We start from the raw sequence: 19,401 nt of genomic DNA on the forward strand, positions 1-19,401 counted from the left end.
ATCCAAGGGGAATGCTCCCCGCCAATCATGCGGGAACTTTCCTGCCGGGACGACGCTCACCGCCGCTCAACGCGCAGACCGGGAGACATCCCGCCAGCCCAGCGAGCCGGGGCGCGGAGGCGATCCCCGCAATGCGGGAGCGCCGCAGCAGGCGCGCATATCGCCCGCGAAGCGGGAAGATCCGCGCCGACCGCCCCCTGCGGCGAGCGGCGAACTGGGTACACGTGATACGACAGCGACGCCCGCCGCCACACGGACAAGGGGGAGTACGGGGGCGTAGGGGGTGTAGAGGGGCACGCCCCTCTCACCCCCTGCCCCTCGCCGGGAGGCGACCATACCCAGATGCCGGGCAGCAGCCGCAAGCCGACGGCGGAAATAAGAAAGAAAAAAGATGCCGCCGCGCAGGCGACCAAGCCCCGATGCCGGGCAACATCCGCAAGCCAGCGGAAAAAAAGAGAAAAAGAAAGAACGAAACGCCGCCCCGCTCTATTCCAGACCGAAGAAGCGGCGGGCATTGTCGCCGCAGAGCTGCCAAAGCTCTTCCGGGGCCACACCGCGAGCCTCGGCCATCTGCCGCACGGTGAAGACGGTGAAAGCCGGTTCGTTGCGCTTGCCGCGCCACGGCACCGGGGAAAGATAGGGACTGTCGGTCTCCAGCAGCAGACGGTCGTCGGGGATGACGGCCACGGCCTCGCGCAGGGCCGCATTGGCCGGATAGCTCACCGGGCCGGGGATGGAAATGTGCCAGCCATTGCGCACGATGCGCCGCGCCAGGGCCGGAGCGCCGCCGAAGCAGTGCCAGAGCAGCGGATAGTCCGCAAAGCCGCGCCCTTCCAGCAGGGCAAGGGTCTCTTCTTCGGCGTTGCGGCAATGGATGACCACGGGCTTTGCCAGTTCGCGGGCCAGATCGAGTTGCTGGAGAAAGGCCTGATACTGCAATTCCTTCGGACAATCGTCCCAATAGAAATCAAGACCGATCTCCCCCACGGCGCGCAGGCGCGGCTCGCCGGCAAAGGCCTGCCGCATGTGTTCCAGCGCGGCCTTGTCGCAAGTCTGCCCCTCGCAGGGATGGATGCCCAGCACGAAAAAGACTTCGGGATGAGCGTCGAACAGGCGCTTTTGTTCGGCAAAGGCCGCCGGTTCCAGAAAGATGTTGCCGATGCGGGCCACCCCGCAGGCGGCCGCGCGGGCAAGGACCTCCTCGCGGTCGGCGTCAAACTCGCTGCCGGCAAGGTGAGCATGGCTGTCCACCCCCACGGGCGGCAGACTCTGGGTGAGCGGATCCGTACGCTGTACTTTCTTGTGGGACATGACATCTCTCCCTTTGCGGTGTCGCCCTGTGGTAGCAGGGCCCGGCACGACTGGCAAGCAGGCAAAAACAGCGGAAAATCCCCGCTGCCGAACATTGCATGCGGCGGGCATTCGGCGTATGGTGTGCGCGCCGTTTGCAGGGCGCGCATCGGGGCCTCCTTTCCGCGCCGGCAACGGCAAAGAGCGTTTTTTCCGGCCCGGCATTTTTTCGCGGACTTGCCGGGGGACGTGCGCGCGGCGAACGATCCCCGGCCCCGTCGCCGGCCGGCATGGACCGGAAAAAGATTTTTCGGAAGGGAGAGGGGGCGCACCCCGCCCCAACGCCGCAACGGCGGGCCGCCGGCGGCATGGCCTCTCCACGGAGTGTGGGCATGTCCTTGTTTGTTCTGGCAATAGTTCTTCTGGGCGTTGCGGCCGTCGCGCTCCTGGCGCTGGCCGGACTGCCGCCGTCGATACGGGTGGCGCGGCTGGCCAACGTGCTGGGGCCGGGCTGCGTGGTGGCGGCCTGCGGCCTGGGGCTGGCCGGCGTCTTCAGCGGGCCGTGGGAGCTGATCCTCCAGTTCAGCCTGTCCTGGGGCCTGCCGCTGGGCGAGTTCTCCCTTGGGCTTGATCCGCTCACCCGCCTGTTCCTGCTGCCGGTCTTCGGGCTGGGGGCCGTCTGCGCCCTGTCCGGCGGGCTTTCCCTGCGCAAGACCCGGCCGGAGGAACACAATCTGGCGGCGCACTGGTTCTTCTACGTGCTGCTGGTGGCGGGCATGGCCGTGGTGCTGGCCGCGCGGGATGCGGTGCTTTTCCTCATCGCCTGGGAAGTGATGTCCCTTGCCCCCTTCTTCCTCATCGACTTTGACGACAGCGACCGCAAGGTGCGGGACGCCGCCTGGATCTATCTGGTGGCCGCGCATCTGGGGGCGGTGCTGCTCATCGCCTATTTCGCCCTGCTCTGGCAGGTGGGCGGCAGCACGGACTTCGCGGTGCTGGCCGCGCAGGAGCATTCCAGCTACACGTCCGCCCTCTTCCTGCTGGGCCTGCTGGGCTTCGGGGCCAAGTCCGGCATAGCGCCCATGCATGTCTGGATGCCGGAAGCCTATCCGGCGGCCCCCGGCCATGTGGCGGGCCTGCAGTCCGGGGCCATGATCAACGCGGGCCTCTACGGCATCCTGCGGGGATTCGACTTCCTGGGCCAGCCGGTGGACGCGCCCCTCTGGTGGGGCTGGTGCATCCTGGTGCTGGGGCTGGCCACGGCGCTCATGGGCATCCTCAAGGCCCTGGCGCAAAGCAACCTCAAGCGCCTGCTGGCCTATTCCAGCGTGGAGAACGTGGGCATCATGCTGGTGGGCATCGGCGCTGGCGTGCTGGGCGCGGCCAGCGGTCATCCGTGGATCGCCACGCTGGGCTTTGCGGGCATGCTCTTCCACATGCTCAACCATTCGGCTTTCAAGGGCCTGCTCTTCCTCTGCGCGGGCGAAGTGCAGCAGGCCACGGGCACCGTGGCCATGAACCGCCTGGGCGGCCTGCAGAAACGCCTGCCGCTGGTGGGTGGGTTGTTCTTGCTGGGGGCGGCCTCCATCGCTTGTCTGCCGCCCTTCAACGGCTTTGCCGGAGAATTCGTGCTGGCGCTCTCCCTGCTGGACGGGGCCAGCCTGCCCACGGTGGAGCTGCAGCTCGGCCTGCTGCTCTCGCTGGTCATCCTGGGACTGGTGAGCGGACTGGCGCTGGCCGCCTATACCAAGGCCTACGGCATCACCTTCCTGGGCGATGCGCGCAGCGAGGCGGCCCAGCATCCGCATGCGGCGGGCTGGCGCACCCTCTGGCCGCTCCTCTTCCCGGCGGCGGCCTGCGTGTGCGGCGGCCTGCTGGCCGGACGCTGTTTCGAACTGGTGGCCCCCACGGCCCAGATCGCGGCCCATCTGCCGCCGCTGGCCGAATTGTCCGGGGCGCGCGCCGTCGATGAGGTGGGGCACATCCTGGACATCATCGCCGCCGTCGGCGGCGCCGTCGTCCTGCTGACGGCCCTCCTGCTGTTCGTGCGCTGCCGTCTGCTGCGACGCCGGCCCGTGGAATGCCGGGAGACCTGGGGCTGCGGCTACCAGTTCGGCACGCCGCGCATCCAGTATACCGAGGCCTCCTATTCCGAGCCGCTGGGCCGCCTGTTCGGCTCCGTCATGGGCCTCAAGATCACGGAAAAGGGCGGGGAGGGCCTCTTCCCGGGCAAGGCCTCGCTGACCATCGCCGCGCCGGACCGCGTGCGCACCAGCCTGTTCACGCCGCTTTTCGAGGCCATCGAACGGCTGTGCAATGCGCTGAAGATCGTGCAGCACGGCAAGATCTACCTGTATATTCTGTATATCCTCGTCACTCTTGTGGCCCTGCTGATCTGGGGGATGCACGCATGAGCCCGCTCACCGCCTATCTTGTCCAGTTCGTGCTGGCGCTGCTGCTGGCTCCGCTGCTGCCGGGCATCATCAATCGCGTCAAGGCCAAGTTCGCCGGCCGGCACGGCAAGCCGCTGCTCCAGCTCTACTTCGACATCTTCAAACTGCTGCGCAAGGGCGAGGTGGTGAGCCGCAGCGCGAGTTTCGTGCTCTCGCTCGGCCCGGCGGTCTCGCTGGCTACGGCGCTCTGCGCGCTGGCCCTGCTGCCGCTGGGCGGCGTCACCTCGCCGCTGGCCTTCCAGGGGGATTTCCTGCTGGCCGCCTATCTGCTGGGACTGGGACGCTTTGCCGTCATCCTCGCGGCGCTGGATACGGGTTCCTCCTTCGAGGGCATGGGCGCGAGCCGCGAGGCCACCTTTTCCGCGCTGGCCGAGCCGGTGCTCTTCAGTTGTCTGCTGGCTCTGGCCTGTGTGGGCGGGGCGCTGGATCTGGAGACGCATCTCTCCCTCTCCGGCATGCTGGGCGGACGCCCCGGCACGGAATGGCTGCTGGGCCGCTCCGAACTGCTCTTCGTGCCGGTGGTGCTCTTCGTGCTGCTGCTGGTGGAGAACTGCCGCATCCCGGTGGACGACCCCAACACGCACCTTGAGCTGACCATGATCCATGAGGTCATGATCCTCGACCATTCCGGCCCCAACCTCGCTTACATCCTGTACGGCTCCGCGCTCAAGCTCTGGTTTTTCGCGGCCCTGCCCGCGGGCATACTGGTGCCTGACTTCCCCGCCTGGTGGGCGCAGGCCCTTTGCTGGCTGGCGACCATCCTGCTCATGGCCGTGCTGGTGGGCGTGGTGGAGTCGGTCATGGCCCGCCTGCGCATGTATTCGGTCCCCCGGCTGCTGGGCGGCGCGGGCGTCCTGGCCGCCCTGGCCCTGATCCTGACCCAGATCCGCTGACGAGGCTGTGCCATGACCAGTTTTCTGCAACTGCTGCTTCTTGTGCTGACGCTGAACAATCTCGCCCTGCTGGGCGTGGACCGCCTGCGCAGCCTCATCCGGCTCATCACCCTGCAGGGCGTGCTGCTGGCCGGCGTGCTGCTGGCGCTGGATCACATGCTGCTCGCGCCCGCCGTCCTGATCATCAAGGGGGGCATCCTGCCCTATCTGCTCAACCGCACCCGGCGGCGCATCGGGGCGGAGCCGCACTTGCGGCCCCGTTTCGGCTACGGCTGGGCCGTGCTGGCGGGCATGGGCGGACTGCTCTTCTCCTTCTGGCTGGAAGGCCGCCTGCCCATGCCGCCCGGCCTCTTCCCGCCGCTGCTGCTGCCGGCGGCGCTGACCACGCTGTTCTGCGGGCTGGTGCTGGTGGTGGGGCGCGTCACCGCGCTTTCGCAGGTCATGGGCTATCTGGTGGCGGAAAACGGCATCTTCCTGCTGGGCATCCCCCTCATGAGCGCCGGCGCCATCTGGTTCGAGCTGACCCTGCTGCTGGACATCTTTGTGGCGGTCTTCGTGATGGGCATCGCCATCAATCATATCAGCGACACCTTTGAGTCCATCGACGTCAACCGCTTCCACAACCTCCGGGACTAGTGCCGCCGGACGGAGATCGCCATGTTAGAGGTCCTCTTTCTTTTTCCGCTGTGCGCGGGCCTGCTGACCCTGCTGCTGCCGTCCCGTACCGTGCGGCGCGGCCTGCTCCTGCTGGTGGCCGTCACGCACCTTGTCCTGAGTCTGCTCACCCTGCTGGCCGTGGGACGCGGCGAGACGCCTTCCGCCTTCTTCGGCCTGCTGGAGCCGGATGCCGTGGGCGTGCTCTTCCTGACGCTGGCCAGCACGCTGTTCTGCGCGGCGAGCTGGTACGGCGTGGGCTATCTGCGTGACGAGGCCCTCAAGGGCGAACGCACGGGCTTTCTGGACGGACGCCGCTTCACCAACGCCCCGGAACGACGCTTCACGGCCTGCCTCTGCTTCTTTCTGGCGGCCATGACGCTGGTCACCACCACCCGCCATCTGGGCGCGCTCTGGATGGGCATCGAAGGCACGACCCTGGCCAGCGCGCCGCTCATCTATTTCCACCGGCATCAGCAGTCGCTGGAAGCCACCTGGAAATACCTCATCATCTGTTCCGTGGGCATCGCGCTGGCCCTGATCGGCAATCTGCTGCTCTCCATCGGTTTTTACCGGCCCGGTCTGGTCATGGAAGAAGGGCTGGATCAGGTAAGCATCTTCGTGAACATGGCGCGGGAGGTGCGGGCGAGCGGCTTCTACGGCGTGCAGTCGCCCTGGCTGCAGGCGGCCTTCATCTTCCTGCTGGTGGGCTACGGCACGAAAATGGGCCTCGCGCCCCTGCACAACTGGCTGCCGGACGCCCACAGTCAGGCCCCGTCCCTGGTTTCCGGCCTGCTGTCCGGGGCCCTGCTCAACTGCGCCCTGCTGGGCATCCTGCGCGGGCATCAGATCATGCTGGCGGCCGGGCTGGGCGATTTCAGCGGCGGGCTGCTGGTCTTCTTCGGCATCGTTTCCCTGTTCACGGCGGCCATCTTCATCGTGGGGCAGGGGCACTACAAGCGCCTGCTGGCCTATTCCAGCGTGGAGCATATGGGCATCCTTGCCCTGGGCATCGGGCTGGGCGGTTCGGCGGTCTTCGGGGCCATGTTCCATGCGGTGGGCCATTCGCTGACCAAGTGCATGCTCTTCCTGCTGGCCGGCAACATCCTTGCCCGTTACCACACCCTGTCCAGCTACGACGTGCGCGGTCTGCGCTGGACCATGCCCATGACCGGCGCGCTCTGGACGGCGGGTTTTCTGGCCATCGTCGGCTCCCCGCCGTTCGGCCTGTTCGTCAGTGAATTCCTCATCCTCAAGGGCATCCTCAGTCAGGGGCGCTGGCTGGTGGCCACCTGCTATCTGCTGGCGCTGGCCGTCATCTTTGTGGGCATGTCCATCCCGGTGCTGCGCATGGTGCAGGGCACGCGCCCGCGCGACATGCAGCGCGCCGAGCCGGAAAGCGCCTGCAGCGTGCTGCCGCCGCTCTGCCTGGGCATGCTGGTGCTCTGCCTCGGCGTCTATACGCCCGCCTGGCTCGAAAACATCCTGCGCCGCGCGGCCGCGCTCATAGGAGGCTAAAATCATGGTCTTTGACTACGAGCAATCCGTTGCCCTGGCCGACGTGCCCGTCCTGCCCGTGGAGGACCTGCGGCGGGACGTGCTGGAACAGATACGCGGCGGCGGGCGGCTGCTGGCGCTCTTCGGCCTGCCCGGGGACGGCGGCACGGGCCTTTGCGCCATCGTCGCCCACAGCGGGGAGCGTTTCCTGCGGGCGATGCGCACCGCGCCCCTGACGCGGTATGTCTCCCTGACGCCCGACTGTCCGCAGGCGCATCTTTTTGAACGCGAGCTCTGGGAACAGTGGGACATCCGCCCGGAAGGGCATCCCTGGCTCAAGCCCGTGCGCTTCGTGCCGCACGGCTGCCTGACCGCCACGCCCGGCGAGCGGCCCGGCCCGGCCCAGCTCACCCATTACCGCGTGGACGGCGAGGAAGTGCACGAGGTGGCCGTGGGCCCGGTGCACGCCGGGGTCATCGAGCCCGGGCATTTCCGCTTCCAGTGCTACGGCGAGAACGTCATGCATCTGGAGATCAGCCTCGGTTTCCAGCACCGGGACGTGGAGCGCCGCCTGCTGAGCGGCCCGCATCCCGTTCATGCGCGCCTCATGGAATGCGTGGCCGGGGATACCAGCATAGGGCACGCCACGGCCCACGCCACCCTGCTGGAGCGGCTGGCGGGCGTCACCGTGCCGGAGCGTGCCAACCGCCTGCGCCGCCTGGGGCTGGAGCTGGAACGGCTGGCCAACCATACCGGCGATCTGGGGGCCATTGCCGGGGATACGGGCTTTTTGCCCACCTCGGCCTGGAACGGCCGCATCCGCGGGGATTTCCTCAACCTGACGGCGGAGGTCTGCGGCAACCGCTTCGGGCGCAACTGGGTCTGCCCCGGCGGCGTGTCGGTGGATGTGGATGCCGAGTTGTGCGCCCGCCTTTTTGATCGTCTGCGCCACTGCTGGCGAGACGTACGGGAAGCGGTGAAAGTCATGTTCGCCTCGGCCAGCGTCATGGACAGACTGGAGGAGACCGGCGAGATCAGCGCCGAAACGGCCCGCACGCTGGGCCTTGTAGGCGTGGCGGCGCGAGCCTGCGGCCTGGCCCGCGACGCGCGTTTCGACGCGCCTCTTTCCTGCCTGCCGCTCTGCGAGACGCAGATCCGGGTGGAAAAGGGCGGCGACGTGCTTTCCCGCGCCCGCGTGCGCAGCCGGGAACTGGCCGATTCGGTGGATCTGGCCTGTACGGACATACAAGCGCTCTCCCATTCCGAAGGAGCCATTTGTCAGCCGCTGCCGGACCGCCTGCCCGCCGGGCGGCTGGCCGTGGCGCAGGTGGAAGGCTGGCGCGGCGAGATCTGCCATGTGGGGATCACCGATGCCCAGGGCCGGCTGGCCTGCTACAAGATCTATGACCCCTCGTTCCACAACTGGGCCGGTCTGGAAGCGGCCCTGCGCGGCCAGCAGATCTCGGACTTCCCCCTGTGCAACAAGAGTTTCAACCTCTCCTACTGCGGCCATGACCTGTAGGAGCCGTCAGGGGGGTATGCTGGTTATTTTTGGGGGGAAGGGGAACCCCTCCGCCAGCGCGGGAGGGGTTCCCCTTCCCCCCAAGCCCCCCATCCCTTCCCCAGCGCGCTTTTATCAAGGGAAGATACGGGAGATGAGGCGACCCCGCCCCCAAAGACAAGCGGAGCGTGTACAACTTATTTATTCTATCTATTAAAATTATTTGTAAATTTTTCGTCAACACGCACCCGGCAGTCCCGCAAGGGGAATGCGGCTCCGCCGTTTTTTTCCAACATCTTTCACCCCCCACGTTCTTCAAGGCGGTAAGCCATGCTGCATATCATTAAAGAACGCCTGCATCAGAAATACCGCACGCTGGACTATCCCCGCGTGCAGCCGGGCCTGCCCGCCCGCTATCCGGGACGGCCGGAGATCCTTGCCGTGTCCTGCGGCGACTGCCGCGCCTGTGCGGAGGCCTGCCCCACCGGGGCCATCCGCCTGCTCTCGCCGGACGCCCCCGGCCCCGGCGGCGCGGCCAGCGGCCCGGCCCTGGACATGGGACGCTGCCTTTTCTGCGGTGCCTGTGCGCGGGCCTGCCCGCAGGGCGGCATCCGCTTCACCGGCGATCATCATCTGGCGACCTTCTGCCGTGAGGATCTGATCCTGACCCGCGAACCGCGGCCGCTGACGCCGCCGCGCCGCTCCGGCCGTCTTTTTTCCCGCTCGCTCAAACTGCGTCAGGTCAGCGCCGGCGGCTGCAATGCCTGTGAGGCGGACATCAACGTGCTGGGGACCCTCGTCTATGACCTGGGCAAGTTCGGCATCGACATGGTGGCCTCGCCCCGCCATGCCGACGGACTTGCGGTGACCGGGCCCGTCACCCGCAACATGCGTGAAGCCCTGCTGGCCACCCTGGGCGCGACGCCGCAGCCGCGTATCGTGGTGGCCGTGGGCAGTTGCGCCATCTCCGGCGGCCTTTTCCGGGACAATGCGGAATGCGCCAACGGTCTTGAGGAATTGATGCCTGTGGACGTCTTCGTGCCGGGCTGTCCGCCCCATCCGTGGAGCATCCTGGACGGTCTCTTGCGGGCCCGGACGGATACGGCGAGCTGGACGGCCTGAGAAGACGCGGCATGTCGGGAGACTGACGCCGCGAAGAGACGGCGGCGGAGGCATCCCCGTGCATCCGCCGGCCACGCCGTCAGACAAGCGTCGGTTTTGAGCGTTTTGTCATTGAACATGGCAAAACGCGAGGCGGCGGGTGCAGCGCCGCCCGGCCCCACGAGAACGAAAAAACCACCTTTTTTCCGCGAAACGACAGGCCGCATGGTTGGAGAGGCAAAGCGCTTCCAACGGAATATGCGGTAAAAAAAACATGCACAGATAAGCAAAAAGGCTGCGGAGGACGCTCCGCAGCCTTTTTGCTTGGTGAAAACCTCTCAAGGCGTTCTGAAAATGCTTTCTCCCCACGTTCGGTCTCGGTTCATACCGCCGGATGGGCATCCGCCCCTTACAGAAAGGGCTGCCGCCGGGGATGATCCCGATAAGGAACGCCTTGCCTAAACGAGGTAATCGCCCCGGTTGAACTTGATCTTTTCCGTGGTGGTCAGGATCTCCAGCTCGTTGAGCAGGGAATCGAAGCCGGGATTCTGGCCGCGCAGGCTCGAAGTGTCCTTGCGCAGGTTGGAGACCGTCGTGTCTATGCCTTCAAGCAGGGCATAGGCATCACGCAGGGAGGACTCGGCACGGGAGGAACCAAGTGCCTGCGTGTAGGAGTCCCAGAGATCCAGCGCGCCGGAAGCCTGGGAAAAAGCTTCCTCGAAAACGGCTTCATCCGGGGTCAGAGCGGAAGATTCTTCCGTGTCGCCCAGCAGCATCCGGCTGATGAGACCGGCACGGTTGGCCCCCGGCATGGGGGGCATGGCGGCGCTGCCGGCAGCTTCGCTCATGCCCATTTCCTGGGCCAGAGCCGCTTCAAACGCGCTACTGTCGCCGCTCGCGCGGCGGATCGCCGTTTGTTCCTGCTGCTGCAGCAACGCTTCTATGGATGTATTGTCTACCTTCATGTTCGCCTCCAGGGTTGGCGTTCGCCTAGAAATCATGCAACAACCGTTCCAGTGGAAAAAGCGGCGTTTTTTTCCCGGTGCTGGCCGGCTGACCGCAGGACTTGTCTAACGCCGGAAAAGACTCTACTATAAAACCACAAGAAGATGAAGCCGTCACGACCGGTTCCGGCACGGCCGGGACGGCTCTCCCCAGTAAGAGCCGGAAAGGCACTGGAGCATATCATGAAGGAAATCAAGAAGATTCTCTGCGCTGTCGACCTCTCCGACCACAGCAGGTCCGTGGCCGAATACGCCACCATGCTTGCCAAGGGCCTTGGCGCCAGCATCATCGTCGTGTACACGGCCCCCTCGCTGAGTCAGTATGTGGGCTTCCATGTGCCGCCGAACACTATCGAGAACTTCGTGGGTGAGATTGTTTCCGGGGCCGAAAAGTCCATGGAAGCCTTCGTGGCGGAAAACTTCGCGGGCGTGGACGCCAAGGGCCATGTGCTCATCGGCTATGCCGCCGAAGAGATCCTGAGCCGCGCCGAAGAGGAAAAGGTGGACCTCATCGTCATGGGGACGCACGGCCGCAAGGGCATCGACCGCATCCTGTTCGGCTCCGTGGCCGAAAAGGTCGTCAAGAACGCTTCCATGCCGGTGCTGACCATCCGTCCTACCTACGAAGAAGAATAGTCCCTGCCTTTACGGGCGCGACCTTGGGGTCGCGCCCTTTTTTTGTCCGCTTTTTCCGGCTGCATGGGAGCCACAATGTACACATCCCCCGTTCGTGAGGCCATCCTGGGCCTCAAGGCCTACGTCCCCGGCAAGTCCATTGCCGAAATCAAGGAAAAATACGGTCTCACGCAGGTCATCAAGATGGCCAGCAACGAAAACCCGCTGGGGACCTCCCCGATGGTCTGCGAGGCCCTGCAGCGCGCCGCCGCGCTGAGTTTCCGCTATCCGCAGGGCGGCAACCCGCGCCTCACGGCCGCTCTCGGCCGCCGGCACAAGGTGGCGCCGGAGCGCATCGTGGTCGGGAACGGTTCGGATGAGATCATCGACCTGCTGCTGCGCGTGCTGCTCGTGCCGGGCAAGCATTCCCTGGTCTGCTTTTCGCCCTGCTTCTCCATCTATCCCATACAGGGCCGGATCTGCGGCGTCGAGGTGCGCCGCCAGCCGCTGCGCGAGGACTTCAGTTTCGACTTCGAGGCCCTGCTCGCCCTTGTGGACGAGAGCACCCGCCTCGTCTTCGTGACCACGCCGGACAATCCCTCCGGCTACTGTCCGCCCCGCGCGGACGTGGAACGCCTGGCCGCCGAACTGGCCCGGCGCGCCCCGGACTGCCTGCTGGTGGTGGACGAAGCCTACATGGACTTCGTGGGCGACAGCGAGGACGACGAGCGTCAGGCCTCCCTGCTGGCCGGGGGCTGCCTGCCGGACAATGTGGCCATACTGCGTACCTTCTCCAAAAGCTGGGGACTGGCCGGGCTGCGGCTCGGCTATGCCATACTGCCGGAAGCGCTGGCCCAGTACTGCTGGCGGGCCCGCCTGCCCTTTTCCGTCAACCTGCTGGCCGAGGAAGCCGGACTGGCCGCCCTTGAGGATGCGGCCTTTCGGGAAGCCACCCTGCGCACGGTGCGGGAAGGGCGGCAGTACCTCAGCCGGGAACTGGCCGCCGCCGGATGCGCCGTCTGGCCCAGCGCGGCCAACTTCGTCATGTTCCGCCTGCCGGACGGGGCCGATGCCGCGGCCTGCGTGGACCATCTGCTGCGCGGCGGCCTGATCATCCGGCCGCTCAACAGCTATGACCTGCCGCAGCATCTGCGCGTCAGCGTCGGCACGCCGGAAGAGAATGCCCGCTTCCTTTCTCTGCTGCAGGCCTTTCTGGAGGAATGTCGATGACGTCCGCCCCGCTGCCTGTAGTGACCCTTGACGGACCGGCCGGCGTCGGCAAGACGACACTGGCCCGCCGCATGGCCGAGAGCCTCGGCATCGCCTATCTGGATACCGGGGCCATGTTCCGCTGTCTCGCCCTGCGGCTGGGGGCCGGAGCCGATGCCTGGGGGGAGGAGCGCCTGCGGGAGGCCTGCGCCGCTCATGTCTTTTCGCTGGAAGGCAACGGCGCCGGCACGCGCATCTGCTGCAACGGCGTGCCGGTCCGCGGCGAGATCCGCACCGAGGAGGTCGGCATGCTGGCCGCCAAACTGGGACAGGTTCCCGTGGTGCGCGGCTTCCTCTGCGAAGCGCAGCGCCGGCTTGCCGGACAGCGGCCGCTGGTGGTGGAAGGCCGGGACATGGGGACGGTGGTCTTTCCCACCGCCCGTTTCAAGTTTTTTCTGGATGCCAGCCCCGAAGTCCGGGCGCTGCGCCGCTTGCGCGATCTGGAAGCCCGCGGCCAGTCGGCGGATCTGGCCGAACTGACGGAGCAGATCCGCAAACGGGACGCCATGGACAGGAACCGCCCCATCGCCCCGCTGCGCGCCGCGCCGGACGCCGTGGTGGTGGATACCTCCTCCCTGGATATCGAAGGTGTCCTGGGTGCGCTGCTCCATGTCGTGAGCGTGCATGGCGGGGCCGCTCTGCTGCATGCCTGCGGCGAACGGCCCTAAGCGGCACATTTTGTTCCCGGGCCGGCATATGCCGGTCGTGATGGAGGGGAGTCCCGGCCGGGCCGGGGCTCCCTTTTTGTTTGCCCGGCCTCGCCTCACGCCAACGCAGGCGGGTGGCTGCCCCTGCTGGGCAGAAGGTGCCGCCATCGCGGGGGCATGCCGGCGGAACGTTGCGGCCGCTTCATTTTTTTTCAAGAAATTCAGCGGGTTCCCGTAGGAATTTTTTACCTTGCGGCAAAAAGTTCCTGGCCTGAGCCCCCGAAAAAGGGGCAACTGTCAAAAAAATGGACGGCATTTTTTTCCCAAAAAACGACGCCGGCTTTCAGGCCCCCCGGAATAGCGGGATAAATTTTTTTTGGCACGAGACATGCATTGAAAGGGCGTTCGTAACGAATCAGACGCAACAAGCCTTTCAGGACGAGGAGCACATGGAAAATCAGCTTGATTACGAAATCAACAAGGAACTGGGCGAATGCTACCTGTTCATGGGAAACTATGACGAAGCGGAGAAATACTACCGCAAGGCGCTGACCGAAAATCCGCAGATTTCCGCTCCTTTCATGGGCTTGGCGACCATCGCCGTGCAGCGCGGCGAGCTGGACAACGCTCTGGTGCTGTACAAAAAGGCGGCTTCCGTCGAGCCGGACAGCAAGGCGTACTGCGGCATGGGCCTCGTGCTCATGGAGCAGGGCAAGGCGCAGGAAGCCTTCGACGCCTTCGCCAAATCGCTGGACATGGCCAGTGACGGCATCGTGGCCCTCAATGGCATGGTGCGTACGGCCTATGCCGCCGGTTGCGTGGAAAAAGCCATTCCCTACCTGCAGGCGGCCATTGATGCGGACATGCAGGCCGAGGCCATGCGCGTGACCCTGGCCGGCTGCTTCATCTCCCTTGACCGCAAGGACGAAGCGCGTGAGCTCCTGCAGCAGGTGCTGGCCGCCAATCCTGAACACGAGAGCGCCCGCGCCCTTCTTGAGACACTGAGCGCCTAGCATCCGTGTGATGCCGAGCGCCGTACATACTCCCCTCCCCACACGATTTCCCGGCCTTTGGATTGGCTGAAGGCCGGGAAATCTCTTTTTTTTCGGCAGACGGGCGTGCATGCCGGCCGGCGGCGATCCCCGGGCTGCCGTACCCGCGCAGTGTTTCGACACCCCCGCGGCACGAACGCGGCGCGTAAAGGATCACCTATGCCCCGCAAAGTCTTTGCCCTGGGCAATCGCTGGCTTATCGCCTATCTTGCCTTCCTCAGCGCCTTTGCACCTCTCTCCACCGACATGTATCTTCCGGCCCTGCCCAGCATGGCGGCCACGCTCCACACCACCGACGCCCTGTCCAGCCTCAGCATCAGCTGCTTCCTCCTGCTGTTCGCCCTCTCCATGCTGTTCTGGGGGCCGTACAGCGACAAGGCCGGCCGGCGGCCCGTGCTGCTGCTCGGGGCCGTGCTCTATGTCGTCTCCAGCGTGGCCATCGTCCTGTCCACATCCATCGAAAGCCTGCTGTTCTGGCGCGGCGTGCAGGCAGTGGGCAGCGGCGGCATCAGCGCCATGTCCCTGGCCATCGTCAAGGACGTGCTGCGCGGGCCGGTCATGGCGCGGGTCATCACCTGGATCCAGACCATCACCATCCTTGCGCCCATGCTGGCCCCGGTCATCGGCGGCCTGCTGCTGACCTTCACCTCCTGGCGCGGCATCTTCGTTTGCCTTGCCTTCTGCGGCCTGTTGGCCGGAGGCGGGGCTCTGCTGCTGCGGGAAACGCTCCTGGTACGGACGGAAGGCGGCCTCGGCCGGATGATGGGCCGCATCGGCTATGTTTTGCGTCAGCGCGGCTTCCGCAGCCTGTTGCTGATCTTTTCCGCCGTCTGCATGCCCTTCATGGCCTTTCTGGCGGTCTCTTCGTACATCTATCAGGGGATATTCGGCCTTTCGCCCCAGACGTACAGTCTCTTTTTCGCCATCAACGCCGGCATGAGCCTGCTGGGCCCCCTCTGCTACGGGCGCTGGTTCGCCACATGGCCTCTGCGCCGCTTCTTCACCGTCTTCCTGGCCGCCATCGTCCTCTCCGGCGTGGGCCTGCTGTGCATGGGGGACTGGCATCCCGTCATCTTCGCGCTCTGGTGCGCGCCCATCAGCTTCTGTTCCAGCGCCACCCGGCCGCCCTCCACCGTGCTCATGCTCAACCAGCTTTCCACGGATACCGGCACCATGACGGCCCTCATCAACAGCGGCGGCCTGCTGTTCGGCAGCACCTCCATGTTCCTCTGCGGGCTCTCCTTCTGGCCGGACAGCGTGACGGCCATGGGCGGCATGGCCTGCCTTGCCGGTCTGGCCACGCTGCTCGGCTGGCTCTGGGTGGACGACCGCAGCCTCTACCGAAAAGTCGCCTGACGGACATCATCCCCGTTGACGCCCCAGCCGGACAGCCCTCCCTGCCCGGCTGGCGTTTTTTCTGAAGGCCGACGAAAAACCGCGTTTTTTCCCGAAACGACAGGCCGTATGGTTGAGAACGCAAAACGTTTCAAACGGAGAACGCTCTATGACCAAGCGTGCCGCGCGGGAAGGGACCGCCCGGCGACAAAAAAAGCGTGCCGTCCGTATGGACGGCACGCCTTCCATTTTCTACGAGGCCTCATGGCAGCCCGCAGGCTCACGTCCGCCTTGCGCTGCGCAAGCGACGGCCTTGCGGCCATCAGAGTCCCTGACCGACGCTCAGAGCCGCTAAATGTCCACAGGTGCGGTCTTCCCCTCGGCGGGCTTCCTGTCTCCGCCGGGCTGCTGCGTCCTGGCGGGCGCGGCCGTACCCAGCGCGTACTTGCGGGCCGTATCTTCCATGACGGCCTGGCCCACCACCTGCCAGTTCTCGCCCTGCTTGCGCAGCGCGAGCCAGGAGGTCATGCCCGCCGGAGTAGTGACGGAGGCCACCGCCGCCGTCTCGTTGAGCTTCACGACCTTCGCCTTCTTGAGGGACTCAGGCACCCACGGGCAGTCCGGCGTCGTGGCCTGACGGCAGTCGGCCATGAGCTCGCCCGTGCTGACGCCCCGCTGGAAGTGCTGGCGCAGGTCGTTCTCCACATCCACGATGCTGTTGAGCATCTTGTCCACCCCGCCGATGCCCAGACGACGGCCCAGCGAGTCCAGCATGTTCAGGCCCCGGCTCTCCTGCGTCATATTGCTTATCTCGTTGTCGGCAAAGCGTTTCAGATCCATATTGGCCATGAAGGCGGCGCTGTCGTTGGCGCTCAGGGCATCGGCCATCTCGCCGAGCGTCTTTTCCGGGCCGGAAGTCATGCAGGCGGTCAGCAGCACGGCGCTCAGAGCCGGGGTCAGCCATCCGGCGGAACGATGAAAGAAGGACATGTCGCACTCCTTGGGTATGTCCCCCCTCCTCGTGAGGGGAGACGCTTGCCCGCAGGCTAGCACAGGGCGCAGGGATTGCAAGGCCCGGCGCGGGGACGCCTCCCGGCCGGACCCTGCGGGCGGGGCTTTTTTTCCCCGCCGCTCTCTGCTACAAGGGGGGCATGCCGACAGCCCGCCTGTCGCGGGCATGGGACGGCACACAACGGAGGCACAATGAAAGTCATCATTATGTGCGGCGGCAAGGGAACGCGCCTGCGCGAAGAAACGGCCATCAAACCCAAGCCCATGGTGGAGATCGGCGGACGCCCGGTGCTCTGGCACATCATGTCCATCTACGCCCGCTTCGGCTACAAGGACTTCATCCTGCCGCTCGGCTACAAGGGTGAGGTCATCAAACAGTATTTCCATGATTACAACATCCGCAACACGGATTTCACCGTGGACCTGAAAAACGGCGATATCACGGCCCATCCCACCGAGATCGTGGACTGGCGGGTGACCCTCTGCGATACCGGACAGGAGACCCTCAAGGGCGGCCGGCTCAAGCGTGTGGCACGCTATATCGACACTGACCGCTTCATGGTGACCTATGGAGACGGCGTGGCGGATATCGACCTTGACAAGCTTGTGGAATTCCACAAAAAATCCGGCACCATCGGCACCTTTACCGGCGTACGCATGCCGTCGCGCTTCGGCACGGTGCGCACGGACGCCGAGGGCAAGATCCTCTCCTGGGAGGAAAAGCCCGTGCTGGACGAATACATCAACTGCGGCTTCTTTGTCTTCAAGCGGGAATTCCTCGACTATCTCAGCGAGGACGAGTCCTGCGATCTGGAAAAGGAACCCCTGCAGCGCCTGGCGGCCGAAGGGCAGCTCTCCATGTATCCGCATCCCGGACAGTGGCAGTGCATGGACACGCTGCGCGATTCCCTCAAGCTGAACGAGCTCTGGGATACGGGCAAGGCGTTCTGGATCTAGGGGCAGCACGCATGACGCTTCCCGCCGCATGGCCTTTCCCCCCTTGCGGCTCCGCCGCCTCACCGGCTGCCGCCGCGGAAGCCTCATGCGTCCCGGGCCCTCCCGCCCTCCCCTTCCCGAACTTTTTTCCGACCTGCCGCGTGCCGTCCGGTGCGCGGCAGGCCGTTGCGCATTATAACACAAGGGATTGACATGTTTGCCGATTGCTACAAGGGGCGTCGCGTTTTCGTTACCGGACATACCGGCTTCAAGGGTTCATGGCTTGCCGCCTGGCTGGTGAGCCTTGGTGCGGAAGTGGCGGGCTTTTCCGACAGCGTGCCCACCTCCCCCTCCCATTTCGAGGCCATCGGGCTTGCCGATCACCTGCGGGACTACCGCGGCGACATCCGCGACCGTGACGCCGTTTGCCGCGCCCTGCGGGAATTCCGGCCCGACATGGTGTTCCATCTGGCGGCCCAGCCGCTGGTGCGCCTCTCCTACGACAAGCCCGCCCTGACCTTTGAAGCCAACATGATAGGCACGCTCAACGTGCTGGAAGGCCTGCGGCAATGCCCGTCCGTGGCCGCGGCGGTCTTCATCACCTCGGACAAGTGCTACCGCAACGACGAATGGGTCTGGGGCTACCGCGAGACCGACCACCTCGGCGGCGCGGATCCCTATTCGGCCTCCAAGGGCTGCGCGGAGATCATTGCCCACTCCTACTTCCAGAGCTTTTTCGGCAGCGACGGCCCGGCCTGCGTCACCACGCGGGCAGGCAACGTCATCGGCGGCGGGGACTGGGCGCTGGACCGCATCGTGCCGGACTGCGCGCGCGCCTGGGCCGCGGGACAGCCCGTGCGCATCCGCAGCCCCTGGGCCACCCGGCCGTGGCAACTCGTGCTGGAGCCGCTTTCCGGCTATCTGTGGCTGGGCGCACACCTGCTGGGCATGCGTCAGGGCCCCTTTGCCGTGCGCGGCGAAGCCTACAACTTCGGCCCGGCGGCGGACGTCGACAATACCGTGGCCGAGGTGGTGGCGGCGCTGGCGACCCACTGGCCGGGCTTCGTGAGCGAGGCGGACCCCAACGCGCAGGCCGGCGTCAAGGAGTGCACCCTGCTCAAACTCTGTTGCGACAAGGCCCTTGCCCATCTGGGCTGGAAAGCCACTCTGGACTTCGAGGAGACCATCCGCTTCACCGCCGAATGGTATCACCGCTTCTACCGCGGCGAGGGCGGCAAGCAGGCCGGCAAGTCCCTGCTGGATTTCAGCCTCGGGCAGATCGCGGCTTACTGCAATGCCGCCGAACAGCGGCAACAGCTCTGGATAAGGTAGGACGTCATGCCCCCGGTCATCACCCTTTCCACCTCGGCTCCGGCCGATGACACCCCTCGCGGTACGGGCATCGACGGCGCGTGGCTGCTGCCGCTGCGCCTCATCGATACCGAGGGCGGCGCCGTCCTGCACATGCTCAAGACGACGGCCCCCCTGCGCCCCGGCTGCCCCTGCCCGGACGCGCCGGCAGCGGACGGACGCCTGCACCTGGGGGAAGTCTACTTCTCCGAGGTGCTGCCCAGGCACGTCAAAGGCTGGAAGCGCCACCGCCGCCAGACGCAGCACTTTGCCGTGCCCAGCGGACGCATGGCCCTGGTGCTCTATGACGACCGGCCCCAGTCCCCAACGCAGGGCGTCCTCTGCCGTCTGGAGCTCGGCCGTCCCGACGCCTACGCCCTGCTGCGCATCCCCACGGGCGTCTGGTACGCCTTTGCCGCCGTGGGCGACAAACCCGCCCTGCTCTGCAACGGAGCAGACATCCCCCACGACCCCGATGAAGGCGAAACCCTTCCCCTGGATAGCCCGCGCATCCCCTACAGCTGGGAACGCTGAATATCGTTCTGGCAGGGAGAATGGCTTTTGTTTTCGGGGAGGGGGACCTTTTGTGGACAAAAGGTCCCCCTCCCCGAACCCCTCCCCTCCCAAAAACTTTGCTTGTCCAGATGCCGGGCGGCGTGACATCGAAAAGCTTCGCACGACCGCAAGCCAGCCAAACGCCGCACAAAAAGGCTCTAACCAAATGTTGGTGGGGGCATCGGGACGCGGCTTTTCTTTTCGGGGAGGGGAACCTTTTGTGAACAAAAGGTTCCCC

General features: G+C 65.7%; 17 protein-coding genes. 14 read left to right on the forward strand and 3 right to left on the reverse strand.

From position 1 onward, the window contains the following. Window positions 1-486: 486 nt before the first annotated feature. Window positions 487-1,311 (reverse strand): TatD family hydrolase, encoded by an 825-nt coding sequence (locus Q0K12_RS10715; protein ID WP_297262802.1) that lies wholly within the window; start codon window positions 1,309-1,311, stop codon window positions 487-489. Window positions 1,312-1,682: 371 nt separating this feature from the next. Between Q0K12_RS10715 and Q0K12_RS10720 the strand changes: the two genes are divergently transcribed. The 6 genes from Q0K12_RS10720 (at window position 1,683) to Q0K12_RS10745 (ending at window position 9,410) form a co-directional block, all read left to right on the forward strand. After that, complete coding sequence (locus Q0K12_RS10720; protein ID WP_297262804.1) at window positions 1,683-3,704, forward strand: proton-conducting transporter membrane subunit; 2,022 nt, start codon at window positions 1,683-1,685, stop codon at window positions 3,702-3,704. Beyond that, a complete protein-coding gene (locus tag Q0K12_RS10725) occupies window positions 3,701-4,636 on the forward strand; it encodes an NADH-quinone oxidoreductase subunit H (RefSeq protein ID WP_297262806.1) in 936 nt (311 codons plus the stop codon). Before Q0K12_RS10720 ends, Q0K12_RS10725 begins: the two co-directional genes overlap by 4 nt. A 12-nt stretch (window positions 4,637-4,648) precedes the next feature. Further along, on the forward strand, window positions 4,649-5,272 hold the full coding sequence (locus Q0K12_RS10730; protein WP_297262808.1) for a hydrogenase-4 component E: 624 nt from the start codon (window positions 4,649-4,651) through the stop codon (window positions 5,270-5,272). A 21-nt stretch (window positions 5,273-5,293) separates the two neighbouring features. Further along, window positions 5,294-6,808 carry a proton-conducting transporter membrane subunit gene (locus Q0K12_RS10735; RefSeq protein ID WP_297262810.1) on the forward strand — a complete coding sequence of 505 codons (1,515 nt, stop codon included), beginning with the start codon at window positions 5,294-5,296 and terminating at the stop codon, window positions 6,806-6,808. A gap of 4 nt (window positions 6,809-6,812) precedes the next feature. Beyond that, a complete protein-coding gene (locus Q0K12_RS10740; protein ID WP_297262812.1) occupies window positions 6,813-8,309 on the forward strand; it encodes a hydrogenase in 1,497 nt (498 codons plus the stop codon). Between the two features lie 309 nt (window positions 8,310-8,618). Continuing rightward, entirely contained in the window at window positions 8,619-9,410 is a 792-nt protein-coding gene (locus Q0K12_RS10745; protein WP_297262814.1) for a 4Fe-4S dicluster domain-containing protein, read from the forward strand. A 437-nt stretch (window positions 9,411-9,847) separates the two neighbouring features. Here Q0K12_RS10745 and Q0K12_RS10750 read toward each other — a convergent pair whose 3' ends face one another. Beyond that, window positions 9,848-10,354, reverse strand: a complete 507-nt coding sequence (locus Q0K12_RS10750) for a hypothetical protein (RefSeq protein WP_297262816.1) — start codon at window positions 10,352-10,354, stop codon at window positions 9,848-9,850. 222 nt (window positions 10,355-10,576) lie between these two features. Between Q0K12_RS10750 and Q0K12_RS10755 the strand changes: the two genes are divergently transcribed. The 5 genes from Q0K12_RS10755 to Q0K12_RS10775 all read left to right on the forward strand — a co-directional run bounded on the left by Q0K12_RS10755 (window position 10,577) and on the right by Q0K12_RS10775 (window position 15,332). Further along, the gene (locus Q0K12_RS10755; protein ID WP_297262817.1) at window positions 10,577-11,029 is read left to right on the forward strand and encodes a universal stress protein; all 453 of its coding nucleotides are present in this window, start codon (window positions 10,577-10,579) and stop codon (window positions 11,027-11,029) included. 75 nt (window positions 11,030-11,104) lie between these two features. Then, window positions 11,105-12,238 carry a histidinol-phosphate transaminase gene (gene hisC, locus Q0K12_RS10760; RefSeq protein ID WP_297262819.1) on the forward strand — a complete coding sequence of 378 codons (1,134 nt, stop codon included), beginning with the start codon at window positions 11,105-11,107 and terminating at the stop codon, window positions 12,236-12,238. After that, on the forward strand, window positions 12,235-12,945 hold the full coding sequence (cmk, locus tag Q0K12_RS10765; protein ID WP_297262822.1) for a (d)CMP kinase: 711 nt from the start codon (window positions 12,235-12,237) through the stop codon (window positions 12,943-12,945). Before hisC ends, cmk begins: the two co-directional genes overlap by 4 nt. Window positions 12,946-13,373: 428 nt before the next feature. Next, window positions 13,374-13,937 (forward strand): tetratricopeptide repeat protein, encoded by a 564-nt coding sequence (locus Q0K12_RS10770; RefSeq protein ID WP_297262823.1) that lies wholly within the window; start codon window positions 13,374-13,376, stop codon window positions 13,935-13,937. 198 nt (window positions 13,938-14,135) lie between these two features. Then, window positions 14,136-15,332, forward strand: coding sequence for an MFS transporter (locus tag Q0K12_RS10775; protein ID WP_297262824.1), 1,197 nt, complete (start codon window positions 14,136-14,138; stop codon window positions 15,330-15,332). 330 nt (window positions 15,333-15,662) lie between these two features. Here the strand turns inward: Q0K12_RS10775 and Q0K12_RS10780 are convergent, their stop codons facing one another. Then, window positions 15,663-16,301, reverse strand: a complete 639-nt coding sequence (locus Q0K12_RS10780; RefSeq protein ID WP_297262826.1) for a hypothetical protein — start codon at window positions 16,299-16,301, stop codon at window positions 15,663-15,665. Between the two features lie 213 nt (window positions 16,302-16,514). Here Q0K12_RS10780 and rfbF point away from each other — a divergent pair, with 213 nt between their 5' ends. From rfbF to Q0K12_RS10795, 3 genes are all read left to right on the forward strand, one after another. Next, on the forward strand, window positions 16,515-17,279 hold the full coding sequence (gene rfbF / locus Q0K12_RS10785) for a glucose-1-phosphate cytidylyltransferase (RefSeq protein ID WP_297262828.1): 765 nt from the start codon (window positions 16,515-16,517) through the stop codon (window positions 17,277-17,279). Window positions 17,280-17,471: 192 nt separating this feature from the next. Next, window positions 17,472-18,590, forward strand: coding sequence for a CDP-glucose 4,6-dehydratase (gene rfbG / locus Q0K12_RS10790; protein WP_297262830.1), 1,119 nt, complete (start codon window positions 17,472-17,474; stop codon window positions 18,588-18,590). Between the two features lie 6 nt (window positions 18,591-18,596). Continuing rightward, on the forward strand, window positions 18,597-19,142 hold the full coding sequence (locus Q0K12_RS10795; RefSeq protein WP_297262832.1) for a dTDP-4-dehydrorhamnose 3,5-epimerase family protein: 546 nt from the start codon (window positions 18,597-18,599) through the stop codon (window positions 19,140-19,142). The last annotated feature ends 259 nt before the right edge of the window (window positions 19,143-19,401 follow it).

Source organism: uncultured Desulfovibrio sp. (assembly GCF_944324525.1).
Taxonomy (GTDB): Bacteria; Desulfobacterota; Desulfovibrionia; order Desulfovibrionales; family Desulfovibrionaceae; genus Desulfovibrio.

What these genes read in the sequence shown, in the direction of transcription:
- Q0K12_RS10755 (WP_297262817.1), top strand. Translation starts at nt 10,577, where the DNA reads ATGAAGGAAATCAAGAAGATTCTCTGCGCTGTCGACCTCTCCGACCAC.
- Q0K12_RS10730 (WP_297262808.1), top strand. Translation starts at nt 4,649, where the DNA reads ATGACCAGTTTTCTGCAACTGCTGCTTCTTGTGCTGACGCTGAACAAT.
- Q0K12_RS10775 (WP_297262824.1), top strand. Translation starts at nt 14,136, where the DNA reads ATGCCCCGCAAAGTCTTTGCCCTGGGCAATCGCTGGCTTATCGCCTAT.
- hisC (WP_297262819.1), top strand. Translation starts at nt 11,105, where the DNA reads ATGTACACATCCCCCGTTCGTGAGGCCATCCTGGGCCTCAAGGCCTAC.
- Q0K12_RS10725 (WP_297262806.1), top strand. Translation starts at nt 3,701, where the DNA reads ATGAGCCCGCTCACCGCCTATCTTGTCCAGTTCGTGCTGGCGCTGCTG.
- Q0K12_RS10795 (WP_297262832.1), top strand. Translation starts at nt 18,597, where the DNA reads ATGCCCCCGGTCATCACCCTTTCCACCTCGGCTCCGGCCGATGACACC.
- Q0K12_RS10720 (WP_297262804.1), top strand. Translation starts at nt 1,683, where the DNA reads ATGTCCTTGTTTGTTCTGGCAATAGTTCTTCTGGGCGTTGCGGCCGTC.
- Q0K12_RS10780 (WP_297262826.1), bottom strand. Translation starts at nt 16,301, where the DNA reads ATGTCCTTCTTTCATCGTTCCGCCGGATGGCTGACCCCGGCTCTGAGC.
- Q0K12_RS10770 (WP_297262823.1), top strand. Translation starts at nt 13,374, where the DNA reads ATGGAAAATCAGCTTGATTACGAAATCAACAAGGAACTGGGCGAATGC.
- Q0K12_RS10745 (WP_297262814.1), top strand. Translation starts at nt 8,619, where the DNA reads ATGCTGCATATCATTAAAGAACGCCTGCATCAGAAATACCGCACGCTG.
- rfbF (WP_297262828.1), top strand. Translation starts at nt 16,515, where the DNA reads ATGAAAGTCATCATTATGTGCGGCGGCAAGGGAACGCGCCTGCGCGAA.
- Q0K12_RS10735 (WP_297262810.1), top strand. Translation starts at nt 5,294, where the DNA reads ATGTTAGAGGTCCTCTTTCTTTTTCCGCTGTGCGCGGGCCTGCTGACC.
- Q0K12_RS10740 (WP_297262812.1), top strand. Translation starts at nt 6,813, where the DNA reads ATGGTCTTTGACTACGAGCAATCCGTTGCCCTGGCCGACGTGCCCGTC.
- Q0K12_RS10715 (WP_297262802.1), bottom strand. Translation starts at nt 1,311, where the DNA reads ATGTCCCACAAGAAAGTACAGCGTACGGATCCGCTCACCCAGAGTCTG.
- Q0K12_RS10750 (WP_297262816.1), bottom strand. Translation starts at nt 10,354, where the DNA reads ATGAAGGTAGACAATACATCCATAGAAGCGTTGCTGCAGCAGCAGGAA.
- rfbG (WP_297262830.1), top strand. Translation starts at nt 17,472, where the DNA reads ATGTTTGCCGATTGCTACAAGGGGCGTCGCGTTTTCGTTACCGGACAT.
- cmk (WP_297262822.1), top strand. Translation starts at nt 12,235, where the DNA reads ATGACGTCCGCCCCGCTGCCTGTAGTGACCCTTGACGGACCGGCCGGC.